Here is a 15204-nt window from a genome sequence, read left to right on the forward strand (position 1 = left end):
GGTCACAATTGGTGTTGTGCTCTTTCTGTCTGGGTTTTCGGTGGTACCGATCTTTACGCGCCTTTGGCGTAATGACTTCGTTATCGGTGTTATTCAGTGGCTGGCGACAGTCCTCGCCATCTGCTGCGCCCGTCTTCTTATCCAGCCTCTTCGCCATTGCATTCCAGCATCGCTGTGCTTCTTCGCGCTGACGGGTGTCGCCGCCGCAGCGTCGCCCGGTTGCACTTACGTCAATTCGGGCGTGATGAACTATTCGGGTCCGCCATCCACCGCAGGACTGTTGCTGACGACGCAGGTTTTTTATGCCGGCGACGAAATTCGCTTTGCCTATACGAGCAATCCGGCCAAAGCCGGCGCAGTATTGCAAATCCTCTACAACAACATCTTGCCCGCAACGATCCTTGGCGCGACCGTTACCAATGCCACTAATACCAGCTATGTCATCAATGGAACAATTGCGGCGACTGGCTCCGCCCTGCTGCAGGCGGCCCATGTCGATGCGACGGCCGCCCTAAGCCAGTCGAACCGCGTTACTGTCTCGCTCACCTGTAATCCGGCGCCCGCGCCGACAACACTAGCCGTTTCGGGCGCAAGTCAGTCGTTTTTTGGTCAGTCGGTTCAGTTTCAGGCAAGCGCGAGTTCGATTGGTGGAACACCCACGGGCGATGTGGTTTTCTCGATCGGTGGTGTACAGCAATCGCCGGTTGCCTTGAGCAACGGCGTTGCGACCCTATCGCGTTCGGATTTGCCGGTCGGCACATATGCGGTGACCGCGAACTATCTCGGGAATGCGAACTTTGGTGGCGCTAGCGGCACGCTGGCCGGAGGGCACGGGGTCGCACTAGCGGTGACCAGTACGACCGTCGCTTCAAATCCAACCCCAAGCGCTTATGGCCAGTCTGTGACGCTGACGGCTCAAGTCAGTGCGACTGCGCCCAGCGTGTCGACGCCCACCGGCACGGTGGTGTTTTCCATCGATGGCGTCGATCAGCGGGCGGTCGCTTTGCAGGCGGGCACGGCGACCTTCACGACCACAGCACTTGCCGCCGGCACGCGGTCTATCATTGCCAAATATTCGGGCTCATCGGGTCATGCTGCCAGTGTTTCGAGCCCAGCTTACCGGTCCGTCACGCCTGCAGCGACGACGACTACGCTCAGTCTTTCGCCAAATCCGAGCACTTTTGGCCAGGCCGGCACAATTACCGCCACTGTCGAGGCCTCCCAGATCACGCCGGTGGGCACCGTGGTTTTCACCGTCGATGGCGTTGCCTATGCGCCGGTCAGTCTTGTCAGCGGCAAAGCCAGTATCGCCATGCCGCCGCTTGGTGTCGGGACACATGCCGTGTTGGCGACATATCATCCCACGAGCAATTTCACCGGCTCCAATACGTCGGCTTCCCAGCAGGTCGATCAAGCGGCCACCACTGTCCAAGTCACGGGTCCGGGTGCCGTGGTCTATGGTCAGCAGGCAACCTTCGCCGCAACAGTTACCTCTTCTGGCGGCACGCCGACTGGCACGGTTACCTTCAAGATCGACGGTGTTGCACAGACGCCGGTGCCTGTCGTCGGCGGTGTTGCAAACTTCACCGCGCTTAATCTTTCCGGTGGCACACATCTTGTGGAGGCTCACTATGGAGGCTCTACCAATTTCCGGACCGGGGATGGGGTTCTCTCAGGCGGACAGGTCGTTTCGCCGGCCTCGACCACGACCACGCTCACCTTGGGTTCGGCAAACAGCCAGTTTGGCGATACGCCGACGGCGGTCGCTCGCGTTTCGTCGGTCGCAGGTGCTCCGGGTGGCAGGGTTGTCTTCAGTATTGATGGCGTCCCGGGGCCAGACGCCCCGCTCGTTGGTGGAGAAGCCACGGTATCGCTGTCGGGCCTTGCGATTGGCGATCGCAGTATCACCGCCGCCTATCAGGTGTCCGGCAGTTTTTCGGCCAGCGTTTCAGGCGCTGTCGTACACACCGTCAGTAAAGCGACATCCTCTGTTTTGTTGACCGCGACGCCTGAACCAACTGTAACCGGGCAGGCGGTGACTTTTACGGCCCGTGCTTCCGCGCCGGGCGGCCCGGCAACGGGGTCGATAATATTCACGATCGACAATCAGCAGGTTTTGCCCGGGGTGACCCTCGTCAATGGTGAGGCGACACTCACGCGTTCCTCGCTCGCAGTGGGCAATCACACCGTATCGGCAGCCTATAGCGGGAGTGCCAACGCTCTTTCGACAACTGGCTCGCTTCCAGGTGGCCACACTGTTGACCGTGCCGCCACGACCACCACGATTTCAAGCACTGCTGCGAGCGGGGCATTTGGCGCCGCTGCGGTGTTCACCGCTCATGTCGAAGCGCTCGCGCCTGGCGTCGGCACTCCGACGGGAAGCGTCACCTTCTCGCTCAACGGGGCACAGCAACCCGCGCAAAACCTCGTCAATGGTACGGCAGTCCTCTCCCTGCCGAGCCTTGCGGTGAACACGTATACAGTAACCGCCGTCTATAGCGGGGATGCAGGCTTTATCCAGAGCACCGATACGCTCGCCAGTGGCTACCAGGTGCGCCCTGCCGATACTGCTCTGAACCTCACCGTTTCACCTGAACCCAGTCGGTTCAAAGATGAAGTCACGCTTCGTGCAGAGGTGACATCCCTAGGTGGTGTGCCAATTGGCGATGTGACCTTCATGGTCGACGGGCAGTCTCTTGGATCGGCGGAGCTTCACGCAGGTGTAGCCTTGGCCAAAACGACTGCCCTTGCCGTGGGGCAGCGGCAGATTACGGCAAGCTATACTGCAACGACCAGCTTTAGCGCGAGCCCAGTTGCCAGTGTGCAGCATCAGGTCAACAAGGCTTTGACCTCGACTGAAGTCACCACCTCGGCGCCTTCAATCGCGCTAGGCGGGACTGTGACCTTTTCGGTCAAGGTCAACTCCACAGCCGCAACGCCGACAGGCACGGTCGATGTCTACATCGACAACACGCTGGTCGCGGACGATGTGTTGCTTACAGCAGGTATGGCGAATGTTTCCGTCACGCCGTCTTCCGTCGGCACTCATGTTGTCAGGGTTGAATATTCTGGAGACTCTGATCTCGAGCAATCGACGGGCATTCTCGCCGGTGACTTACACGTTGATAGGGCGCTGGTTTCTCTAAGCGTATCAGCGAGTGCCAATGCGATCGCCTATGGGCAATCCGCGACCCTTACTGCCGATATTTCTTCAGCGGGAGGGTCGCTTCCTGGTAACATCGTCTTCGACATCAATGGGACGAGCTACCAGGCTCCGATCACGAATGGCAGGGCGCAACTGGCCGTTCCGACATTGGAGCCAGGATTTTATCTCGTCACTGCCAGCTATGCGCAGACGACCGATTTCCAAAGCGCGACCGTGCCTTTGGCCGGTGGTTTGACCATCCAACGGGCTCCATCTGCGCTCACCGTTGTTAGTTCTGCGGCCGTATCAGTCTATGGGAGCAGTCCGACGATCGAGGCGCGCCTCAATACAGGCGCTCTTGTGCCATCCGGCACGATAACTTTCACGGTGGACGGTTCGCCAAGATCTGCTGATTCATTTGCCAATGGCGTGGCGGTGCTGAGCCTTCCTGGCCTCGATGTCGGCAATCACACCATCTCAGCAAGCTATTCAGGCGATAGCCATATCCTGCCTGCGACGGGCGCTCTAAGCGGCGGACAGACAGTTACCCCGGCGAGCACCCTCATGGCTTTGTCCGCGACGCCCTTGACCGCGGAATTGGGGACTGCCGTCGAGTTGGTGGCTGAGGTAACCGGCGTGGGGACGCCGTCGGGCAACGTGGTCTTTATGGTCGATGGGACCGCTTATGGCGCCCGCTCCTTGGTTGGCGGCAAAGCGCGACTGACATTGAGCGCTTTGACAGTCGGTTCGCACGCCGTCAGCGCCTCCTACGCCACGCAGAACAATCATGACACCTCCAGCGCGACGCTGGCGCCCCCTGTCGTCATTACGCACAAAACGACGACGCTTAGAATTTCCGGGCCCCCTGCGCTTCTTCATGTAGGTGAGCTGGCCACGTTCCGCGCAGACCTGACGACGGGTGCTTTTACCCCAACCGGCACAGTCGATTTCATCATAGATGGAGACACTTCGGCGCCAATCAGAAAACCCCTCGTGAATGGCTCCGCCACGCTCGATTACGCATTTGTGTCAGGCGGCAATCACGCTGTGGAAGCGGTTTATGCCGGTACGCATGAATACGGTCCTGCGCGCGACGCGCTTGCTGGCGGGCAGGTCGTTGTCGCGGCTGCCACCAGCACGGCTTTATCCTTGCCCGCCGCACCTTTGCGCTTTGGCGATCCGATCACTGCCACAGCCGTCGTTACGGCCCTGACTGCGGGGGCGGGAACACCGTCGGGCATCGTCGAATTTTTGGTCAATGGGACTGTTGTCGGCACCTCGGCCCTTGTGGGTGGCTCTGCGGACTTCGACTTACCGGCATTGTCTGCGGGACAATATGTGGTCATCGCCCGCTATGTCGCAGGTCGAGACTATGGGGCAAGTTTTGACGAGCGCATTGGCGTCACCATCGAACGAGCGACACCAAACGTTGCCCTTGTTGTCAGCCCGAGCCCCGCCACTGCGGGACAGCCGGTGGTGTTTGAACTCACGGTCGCTGCGCCTGGCCTGTTTCCGCCAAGCGATGTCACCTTCAGCGCTCCCGGCATGTCTCCGGCAACGGTCCAACTCAACGCGTCCGGAAAGGCTTCTTACTCAACAGCGTTCCCAAGCGCTGGCAGCTTCACCGTCGCTGCCGATTTCAGCGGAACACCAGATATCTTGCCGGCCAGCGCGTCTGCTGTGCTCGTGGTCGACCCTGCGCCAATCAGTGTGACGCTCGTCTCGCATGTTCCCCCTGGGGAAGTCGGCGCGGACTATTTCGGTTCGGTCACTGCCGTCGGTGGTACAGGTCCCTATTTTGTCACGCACGGCACCGGGTTTCCGCCGGGTCTGCAGATGGATGCGGCAACGGGGCAAATTACCGGGCGCCCCTTGTCCGCTGGATCGTTCACCTTTGACGTCGATGTGGTCGACGCAAACGACCAGCCGGTCACCACAGGCAGTTATTCGATTACCATCGTCGTTCCCGTCGCGGTGCTCATCACGTCAAGTCTTCCACCAAGCGGTGTCGCTGGGATCCGTTATCAAAGTGTAGCGCCTACCGTCACGGGCGGCGCTGGCGCTTATTTGTTCGCGCTATCGGGGGCACCATCGGGGATTAATGTCGATCCAACGACGGGCATTGTCGCAGGGACCACGCGCCAAACCGGAACGTTCAACCTTGTCCTGACCGCAACCGATACCAATGGCGTTGTGGGCAGCAGAACCTATCCGGTGACCTTCACCGCGCCAGTGATCGCGGCGTCAGCCAACATGCCCGCAGGCGAAGTGGGCGTTGCCTATCCCGGCGGTTCAATCACTGCCTCGGCAGGCGCTGCCCCCTACACCTATGCGATCGGTGCCGATCCACTGCCGCCCGGACTGGTACTCGATGCAGATACAGGCGCCGTGACCGGTATTCCCTCAGCCGCAGGGACCTATCCGGTGACGTTCACAGTCACAGACGCCAACGGTTTTTCCGGGCAGGCATCGGCTTCGTTCGTCACCACCGTGGTGCCCGTGGTCACCCTGCCGGCAAGCCTGCCGCCCGCCCGTGAGGGGCAACATTATCTTCAGTCGATCGCAGCGGTTGGCGCGACGGGTCCCTATACCTACAGCGTCTCAGCGGGCAGCCTGCCATTTGACCTGCAGCTCGATACCACGACGGGCTTGTTGTCTGGCATACCGAGCCAATCGGGCACTGCTGACTTCACAATCACTGCCATCGACAGCTCCTTGCCCGTGCCGCGTGTTGGTACCCAGCGCTACACCTTTGCGATCGCCGCTGCCTCTGTGCTCACAATGACGCCGCCGCCTGCGGTCGTCGCGGGCGCGGCATATTCCCATGCCTTCAATGCTACGGGTGGCTCTGGAAGCTACACCTATCAGATTGTTTCGGGCACGTTGCCTCAGGGCCTCCAGTTCGATCCGCAGACTGGCGTGGTTTCTGGAACCACGACCGACGTCGGCAATCATGCTTTCATCGTCGCGGCGACCGACACCGGCTCCGGCGACACATCGAGCCAAGGCTTTGCTCTGGTCGTGGTCCCGCCATCGATCGTGGTTTCGATCTCAGGGACCTCCGCCGCATTCGGCGCTGCTTTTTCGGCAAATCTGACGGCGGTGGGCGGGCAGGGCACTTACACCTTCACCAGCCCCGACAAACCAGCGTGGCTATCCCTTACAGCAGCCGGTGACCTTACGGGCACACCCGACGCTGCCGGTTCTGTGAGCTTCGATGTCGAGGCCAAAGATGCAAATGGCTTCATCGGCACGGCCACAATTACCCTGGTTGTCGCGCCGCCGGTCCTTTCGCTTGGCGTCCTCAGTGATACTGCCCACGAAACCACTCGCCCCTATAGCGCGACGTTTTCGATAGCGGGGGGCGTCGCGCCTTATAGCTTGGTCCTTAAGGGAGGGACACTACCGCCCGGTTTGACGCTGGGTGCCATGGCAACAATTCAGGGCACGTTGTCCGGTACGCCATCGCTCGTCGGCACATATACCTTTGACATCGAGGCTCGCGATGCCAATGGCTTCACTGTCGAGCATGCCTACACCGTCATCATCAGCACCCATCTGGGCACCGCCATATTGAATCCGACCCTGCCACCTTGGATTGCGGGCGAGCCTGACTCTGACACGGCAGGAGTGACCAATGGGGGCGGCACTTTCACCTATGTGAGCTTGGACCTGCCCGCCGGTCTCAGTCTTGACCCGGTCACGGGCGACATTTCAGGGACACTGACAACGGCCGGGACCTACGCGTTTACGGTGACTGCGACGAATACCTTGACCGGTCTTGAGAATAGCCAGAGCTATTCGCTCTCCGTCGTGGCCCCGGCATTCACCTCGGCAAGTGCGTTGGCAACTGGTACCGCGGGGACGGCTTATTCCGCTCAGATCGCCGTCAGCGGTGGTTCTGGCATCTACACTTTTGGCGCAGCCACGGGGCTTCCGGCAGGTCTGTCCTTTGATCCGGCGACAGGGACGTTGGCCGGCTCGCCGACTGAAGCGGGTGCCTTCCCCATCGTCGTTCCCATCCGCGACAGCAATGGTTTTGACGGCACCGCGACCTATGCGCTGCAGGTCGACGCGCCGACGATTACGCTAGCCGGCGGCAGTCTCACCGAAACGATACTGGCATCGCCGTTCGCACCTTATCAGTTCGCTGCGTCAGGCAATGGTGCTGGAGTGCTCAAGTTCTCGCTGAGCGCAGGAACGCTTCCGCCGGGTCTTGCTCTTGCGACAGACGGGACGCTCTCGGGCTCTGCGACCGCCCAAGGCCGGTTCTCGTTCGAAATAACTGCGACCGACGAGAATGGCTTTACCGGTTCGGCGCTCTTTGATTTGACCGTGCTCAGCAATGAAAGCGGCGCCCTCAGCTTCTCCGGTGCGTTGGCGGATTGGCCTTTCAGGCAACTCGATACGCGCAACGTTGCGGCATCAGGCACCCCTGTCGCGAATGTCAGCTATAGCGTCACCGCTGGTGCCTTGCCGCCGGGTGTCAGCCTCGCGCCAACGACCGGTATGCTCAGCGGAACGCCCACCGCAGCGGGACCTTTCCGTTTCGAAATCACGGTAAAGGACGGCGACTATTTCAAATCTCATACCTTTGACCTGAACGTGGCTCCGCCAGGATTGAGCTTGAGCGGTATGGTTCCGCCGACGGGTCGTGTGGGTGTGCCCTATACCGCCGATGTGGATGCGACGAGTACATTGTCTGGCTCGAGCTTCGTCTATCGACTGATCAATGCGCCGCCCGGCCTCTCGATCGATGCATCCGGCGCGATCACGGGCACGCCGACAACCGATGGCTCGTTTACCTTCACTATCCAGGCGACCGATGGAGACGGTTTTTTCGTCAGTCAGAGCCACACCCTCGTCGTTTCTGAGGCGTTCATTCCACTCGCGCTCCCCGCTAGCCTTCCCGATGCCGAAAATGGCGTGCCCTATTCCGAGCTGGTCCAGCCAACCAATGGGACTGGCCCGTTCACGTTTCAGATTGACGCGGCCCCTGACCTTCCTCCCAATCTGTCGATCGATAATACCAGCGGCTTGCTTTTCGGTACGCCTTCGGCCGACGGCCAATTCTCCTTCACGATCACGGCCACAGACAATCTGGGCAATAGCGGTTCTAAAACCTACACCTTGACGATTGCGCCCGCAGGCGCCAGCACGCCGAGCGTGACGACCGTCAACCTCACGCCATCCTCCTCAAGCCCCGTGGTGGGGGAGCGGGTGGTCTTGAGTGCGGAGGTGCTGTCGTCGGGCGGTATTCCGGGTGGTACCCTGGTCTTTAAATCCAACGGCGCGACGATTGGCAGCGAGCTTCTCGACGCTCAGGGCCGCGCGGAAATCGAGTGGCCGATCGGGCTTGCTTCGCAAACGGTGGAGGCCGAATATCTCGGTGCCTCGGGCTTTCTGGGCTCCAGTTCCGCACAGCTTACCGTGTCGGCCACAGCAGCAGCCACGGAAGCCAGCATCAGCGGCAATCTCTCGATCAGCCGGCATGACGATAGGCTTGTGGTTGTCGCAAGCGTCGGGCGACTTGCGCCTTCAAGCGGTCCGGTGAGTGCCGGCACTCTTAAATTCTACCTGGATAATGCGCCCATCGACTCTGGTCCGGCCGTTGGAGGGACGCGCACGCTGATTAGCACATTGGATCCTGGGCTCCATATTCTACGCGCGGAGTTTGAGCCAGACGACCCAGCGCTCGACCTTGGCGCATCCGCAGAGGTGAACATAACCGTCAGTGCAGACACGGTGGTCACCGTCACGGGTCCGGCCTCGGCAATGGAAGGCGCGACGTCCACATTCGTGGCCACCGTCGATCTCGTGCCGGCCCATGCGTTAGACGCCATTGGCGATGTGGAGTTCTTTGCCGGAACAACGAAGCTCGGCGAGGAGACACTCGTGGGCGGAGAAGCAACATTCTCGACCGATGAGCTGCCCGTCGGTACTCATGACATATGGGTGAATTACCCGCTCCATCACGTGTTCCGCGCCAGTGCATCGCCCCGCATGGCCCATCGTGTCATGCACGTCTCGACGGTATCTGAAGACTCGTTTACCGATCTTTCGCTCTCAACTGCGTCGCCGGTCATCAGCCAAATGATCACGATGAGGGCTGAAATAACCGCGCTGTCTGGGTTGATCCCGACTGGCGACGTCGAGTTCGTGGCGCAGCCGTCAGGCACTGTGCTCGGCAGGAGCGCAGTTGATGCCATAGGTGTTGCGAGCCTTGATTATGCATTTTTCGATCTCGATACGCGGAACATTGAGGCGCGATACCTTGGCGAGGGGAACTTCAATGCGAGTTCAGACACCTCGCCGGTCGTTCCGGTGAGTGCGCCGACCAAGCTCAACCTTTCAGCGTCAGCGCCCAGAACACTTGTTGGCGAGACGGTCACATTGACGGCCGAAGTCGAGCGACAGGCACCCGCCAGCGGCCTGCCATCCTCCGCAACGATAGAGTTCCTAGCCGATGGCAGTGTGATCGGAACATCGGTGACCAACGGCGCGAGCTCAGCGACATTTGTCACACCGCCTCTCGCCGCCGATACAGCGTTCACGGCGCGATATCTTGGTCCACTCAATCTGATCGATGCTGCAAGCCAGTCGGCGGTCCTCAACCAACCCGTCGTCCGCGACGATGTCGATCTTGCGGTCGATGCCACCAATAATGGCACCGATTTCGTCATCGACGTTACGTTGACACCTGTCGCTCTAACCGGTCGCACGCCCAGCGGAACACTGAAACTTCGTCACGCCGACGGACTCTTTGCCGATCAGGTCATCACGCTTGCAGGGCCGACCGCGCAGTTTTCCGTTCCCGAAACCCTTTTTGGCCCAGGCGTCCATACGCTTTTAGTCAGTTATGACGGGGACACCTATTTCAATGCGGCCAGCGCCCAGATCAACCATCAGGTCATGGGCGATACGACGGTAAGCTTCACCATTTCGCCTAACCGTCCCGTTCCCGGCGCTCTTGCCACCCTGTCGGCGCGCGTTTTCTCGCTATCGGGCAGTGGCATGCCCACGGGATCAGTCCTGTTCCGCTTCGCCAGCAGCACTTGGAGCGATCAGGTTTCAGCTAACCTTGTGGGTGACCACGCAACGGCCAGCATGGTCTTTCCGGACGCGACGGAAGGCGAGATGACGGTCATCTATTCGGGAGACGCCGTCTATCAATCAAACGCCGCTGCGCCGCTTCGGCGCCGCATCGTCATGATGTCGGGCCTTGAAGCCACAAGCACCGCTCTCTCGACCTCGGCCGCTGCAGTGGGCGTGGGCCAGCCCGTAACCTTTACGGCTGCCGTGCAGACGCCAACTGGTTCGCCGTCGGGGTCTGTAGTGTTTTATAGCGGCAACATTCTCTTGGGGCGCGCCACGCTTGGCGGGGGACTAGCGCAATATACCGTGCCCGGCTTTGCGTCCGGCACGCATTCGATCATCGCCTATTATGGCGGCACGGCGCTCCATGCCGCGAGCCAGTCACCAGCGTTGAGCCAGCGCGTGATCGGCGCCGATGGCGTCAGTTTCTCGATGAGCACACGTCCCGAGGCCTTCGTCGCGCTCGGTCAGCGGATCGAGGTCATCTATACGCTCGTTGCGACGGGTGGTGTCGATCTGACGGGCCTCGGCGTCAGTTCCGCGGCTATGGCGGTGACGTGTCCGTCGGATAGTCTGGCGGCCTTTGCGACCATGGTCTGTACGGGGTCATATACGATCACCGAAGCCGACATGCAGGCCGGCCGCGTTGATCTGCCTGGCACAGCGGTGGTCGATGGGATCGGCGCCATCGTCTCAGGAACGTCGATCACCTTGCAGGCGGCGGCAGTCGCTGAACAGTTCGCCACGATGACCGAAGAGTTCATGACGACGCGGCAGAAGCTCGTGGCAACGGCTCTTCGTCTCCCTGATATTTTTGATCGACGCCGCATTGCGCCCGGCCGGCGCCCCGGCACGGTCATTGCGCGGGCCGATGGCACAAGCCAGATCCTCGGCTTCACCTCGAGCCTGGCTGACGTCATGAGTTGGGGCGCGGCAAAGGCTGCAGAAAATCTGGCAACTTCGGTCGCGCTGGAGCCCCTTCCGGTCAATATCTGGATCGACGCGCAGATGACGCTCCACGCGCAAGCTGGTGTCGATACGCACTGGGGCGACTTCTCGACCCTGGCCATCGGCGCCGACTACCTGATTGGCGATACTGCGTTGCTCGGCGCAGTGCTGCAGGGGGATTGGATGCACGACAATTCGAGCAAGGGGTCAGTGAGCGGCACCGGTTATCTCGCAGGCATCTATGGTTCAGTGGCCCTCTCCGAGCACCTCTCTCTCGACGGCAGTCTCCTCTATGGCCAATCGCAGAACGACGCGGTTGCGGAAATGTTTGGCCAATATTTCGCTGGCTCGTTCGGCACGGAGCGGTTCCTTGCCAATCTCGATCTCAGCGGTTTCTGGGAGCACGACGCCCTCACCATCCGGCCGAGCGTGCTCATGACGCTTTCAAGCGAAGATGGTGGCGACTATCTCGTGCGCAACGAGACCGGGGATGCCGTTCTGGTCGAAATTGAGCGGCAGACGGAATTCAAGCTGGGCCTGGGGAGCGCCCTTGAATACGGCATCGATTTGGAAGGCGGGCACGTCCTGACGCCAAAGGCAGAGATCGAACTCGGGCTGTCTGACAGCGTTCTTGGCGATCTCAGTGTCGACAGCCGCCTCTATGGTCGCAGCACGGTGGGCTTTGGCTATTCGAGCCCAAATGGGCTCACGCTCAACGGCGAATTTGGTGCAGATCTTGACGCGACGGGGTTCCGTTCCGTGACAGTCAGGGGTGGCATAGGCGCGAAATTCTAGGCGATTTCTGAACTATCCGCTTCGCCGATGACCAAGCATCCAGCCCTCGATCTCGCTGATTTGCGGGGTATCCGGCGCGCCGTCATAGCGCCCTCCGTCGACCACATCGATCATGCCAATTAGACCGACAAGAGAATCGAAGCGGTCTTCCGCATGCGGGTCTTCGCCGAAGCCCGTCGCGATCAATGGCAGTATTGCGCCTGGCTTCACGTGGGGTTTTTCCATGAACCATTGGGCGAAACTATCGGCAAATCTGACGCGATCGCCTTGCTTTCGCTTGCTCCAGCCGCGTTTGGGAAAGCCGATTTGGCTATAGATATCGCCGGGATAAGTTTCAGCGATGACAATGTCATTGGTCCGGACAAGCTCGTGCAAAGGCCCGTCGAAGGGCCATAGTGCGATGCGATCGAGGTTGGGAATGATAAGCTCCTGCCAGCCGGAGATGGCGGCTTTGCCAACTTGGTTGCCGCCCATGGTCCAGAAGAGGCTGGCGGCGGCTGGTCTTTCTTTGCTGGCGCGTTCGCAGAGGCGGAGGAGGTCGTCCCAAGCCGTTAGGCCTAGGGCGTCGAGGAGATGGGCTCGCTTCGCGCTGCCGGGGCGTGCGGGATAGAAGGGGCGGTGAATTCCGATTTCTTCAGGGGTTGTGGCGACGTCGAGCCAGGTCGGCCACTTGCCCTTTCCGATGGAATTCAGGAACTCTCGAAAGCCCGTTATGCCGGCGGCTTTAGCGTAAGCTGCTGGTAAACCTATCGAAAAATCGACGCCTAAAAGGAGCGCGCCGTTTTCGCGCTTTCGTTTTGCCAGTCTCTCGAAGAGCGTTTCGGTGCTGCCGACGGGTTCGGGTGCGGAAATTTGCCAGCCGCTCTCTGTCCGGCAAGCGAGGCTCATCCAGCGTTTGGATGGAGTTTTGCTCCAGTCGCAATGTGCGATCAGGCCCACATCGGCGGAGATATTTTGTGAAGGTCGAATGTTCGGCAATCGAGAAACGTTCTCCACGGGACTAAAACAGAGAAGGCCCGCAGCGCTGCCTGCGGGCCTTGTTCTGTTAGCATTCCGTTAACATCGACGCGCGATTAGAACGCGTAATTGACACCGGCGCGGATGACGCTGAAGCGCTGGCCGATTTCGCGGCTGCCGCCGGGGAGACCATTGTAGGTCTGGTTGCCGAGATCGACATAGAGGTACTCGGCCTTGACCGAGAGATTGTCGGTGGCCTTGGCTTCGATACCGACGCCGGCGGTCCAGCCGAAATGGGTGGCGTTCTGGGACGTGGTGACGCCGCCATTGAGGACCTGGGACGTGCCGCGACCGAAGGCGGCGCCGAGGGTCACGAAGGGCATGACCTGACCGAAGGTGCCACCGGCGCGAGCGCGGGCGGTACCGAACATGTCGAGCTTGCTTTCGAACGTGCTGCCGTTGCCGAGTGGCTCGCTATAGGCAAGGTTGGCCCACTGCAGATCGGCTTCAGCGCCGACGACGAAGCCGCCCATATCCATGTTGAAGCCGAGCTGACCGCCAGCGGTCCAGCCGGAGCTGTTATTGTTGGTATTATTGATCGCAGGGCTGGTGGTGGTATTGCCCCAGAGGTAGCCGCCGTTCACGCCGGCATAAAACCCGTTCCAATCCGCAACGGACGTGGAGGAAAACATGGTGGACGTAGCGGGGGCGCCGCCGCCGTTCCAGCCCAGGTCGGCTGCGCTCGCAGACGCGGTAAGCGTCAGAAGGGCTGACATCACAATGGCTGAGCGTTTCATTCGGGCCTCGTCGAAAATGAGCCTTAACATCAAGGCCCAAAATCGTCCGAAGGTCTTAACGACGGGGTAAGGAATAAGGTTAACGCCGAAGGTTTTATGCTTTTGTGAAGGGGTTTGTTAGGGCAGGGGATAAGTTGGCCCGCCCGCTGCCTAAGCGAAATCCTGGCGCCAAAACAAAAAGGCCACCCCGAAGGGCGGCGCTTTCAAATTCAGACTGTTCGCAAAACCTAATTGCGAGCCGGTGGCGCTGCAATCAAGCCTTCGCGCTGTGCGCGCTTGCGAGCCAGCTTGCGGGCGCGACGGACGGCCTCGGCCTTCTGGCGAGCCTTCTTTTCAGAGGGCTTCTCGTAATAGTTGCGCAGCTTCATTTCGCGGAAGACGCCTTCGCGCTGCAGCTTCTTCTTCAGGGCGCGCAGCGCCTGGTCAACGTTATTATCGCGAACGACTACTTGCAAAGGTCAACTGCCCCTTCAAAACTTGGCAATGTGCTAGGATGGAAGCGCCGGAGCCGCAGAGCCACGTCGCCGACCAGCAGCGCCGGTCACCGTGGCGGGGTCTATAGAGTAAGATTGCGGCTCTGTCCACTGTAAAAGCCGCCGAATACCGCCCAAAACTGGCTCAAGACTCCTACGCTCAACCAACGCGAGCGCCATCACTGTCTTGCTCGCAGCAAGCCGGCATTCTACGTCTTGCCTGACTTAAGGAGACCACCATGTTCCAGCCGCTCGTCCTCGTTCCCGGCCTTCGCTGCGATGCCTACCTGTGGCATGCCGTGATCGAGCGTCTCGACGAGCGCGTGGCGCCGGTGGTGGCCGACGTTTCGCGCGACGATAGCGTTACTGGAATGGCTGCGCGGATACTTGCCGCGGCGCCGCCGCGCTTTGCCCTCGCGGGGCTTTCGATGGGCGGCTATGTGGTTCTCGAGATCATCCGCCAGGCGTCCGAGCGCGTGACCCATCTGGCGCTGCTCGATACCAATGCGCGGCCCGATAGCGAAGAGCGCAAGACCGCCCGCCGTACCGAAATGGAACTTGTCCGCCAAGGCAAGTCAGCACTTGTGTCCCGCATGGGTCTGCCGAACCTATTGGCGCCGATCCATCTCGATAGTCCCATCGCCGAAGCCGTCCACGCCATGACGCTGCGCGTCGAGTCCGAAGTCTATCTGCGCCAGCAAGACGCGATCATGACCCGCATCGATTCCCGGCCGTACCTCGGGCAAATTGCTGTGCCGACTTTGGTCGGCGTCGGGGCCGAGGACAAGCTGATCCCGCCTGAACTGTCGGAGGAAATGGCAGCGATGATCCCAGAGGCCAAACTCGCCATCTTTGCCAATGCGGGCCATATCCCGACGCTCGAAGCGCCACAGGCGGTGGCGACCGCTATGCGGGAATGGTTGGCGCGGTAGTTTTAACCGTTCCTAAGGGGATAGTCTGCCTGCGAGGCGTCTAGTTCCCACCGGGCTTCCCT

At 60.5% G+C, this 15204-nt stretch carries 5 protein-coding genes; 2 read left to right on the top strand and 3 right to left on the bottom strand.

What is annotated here, in order from left to right; all coding sequences use genetic code 11:
- Window positions 1-16 precede the first annotated feature (16 nt).
- A complete protein-coding gene (locus ASE94_RS20825) occupies window positions 17-11983 on the top strand; it encodes an Ig-like domain repeat protein (protein WP_062629125.1) in 11967 nt (3988 codons plus the stop codon).
- A 12-nt stretch (window positions 11984-11995) separates the two neighbouring features.
- Here the strand turns inward: ASE94_RS20825 and ASE94_RS02790 are convergent, their stop codons facing one another.
- The 3 genes from ASE94_RS02790 to rpsU form a co-directional block, all read right to left on the bottom strand.
- Window positions 11996-12979: a DUF429 domain-containing protein gene (locus ASE94_RS02790; protein ID WP_244483932.1), complete on the bottom strand. Its 984-nt coding sequence runs from the start codon at window positions 12977-12979 to the stop codon at window positions 11996-11998.
- Window positions 12980-13056: 77 nt separating this feature from the next.
- Window positions 13057-13737: an outer membrane protein gene (locus ASE94_RS02795; protein WP_062629127.1), complete on the bottom strand. Its 681-nt coding sequence runs from the start codon at window positions 13735-13737 to the stop codon at window positions 13057-13059.
- 227 nt (window positions 13738-13964) lie between these two features.
- Window positions 13965-14192: a 30S ribosomal protein S21 gene (gene rpsU, locus ASE94_RS02800; RefSeq protein WP_061909685.1), complete on the bottom strand. Its 228-nt coding sequence runs from the start codon at window positions 14190-14192 to the stop codon at window positions 13965-13967.
- A 257-nt stretch (window positions 14193-14449) separates the two neighbouring features.
- Between rpsU and ASE94_RS02805 the strand changes: the two genes are divergently transcribed.
- Window positions 14450-15142, top strand: coding sequence for an alpha/beta fold hydrolase (locus ASE94_RS02805; protein WP_062629128.1), 693 nt, complete (start codon window positions 14450-14452; stop codon window positions 15140-15142).
- Window positions 15143-15204 lie beyond the last annotated feature (62 nt).

This window comes from Devosia sp. Leaf64, from assembly GCF_001421945.1.
Taxonomy (GTDB): Bacteria; Pseudomonadota; Alphaproteobacteria; order Rhizobiales; family Devosiaceae; genus Devosia.

Excerpts from the sequence above, each read along its gene's own strand:
- ASE94_RS02795 (WP_062629127.1), bottom strand. The coding sequence starts at position 13,737 with ATGAAACGCTCAGCCATTGTGATGTCAGCCCTTCTGACGCTTACCGCG.
- ASE94_RS02805 (WP_062629128.1), top strand. The coding sequence starts at position 14,450 with ATGTTCCAGCCGCTCGTCCTCGTTCCCGGCCTTCGCTGCGATGCCTAC.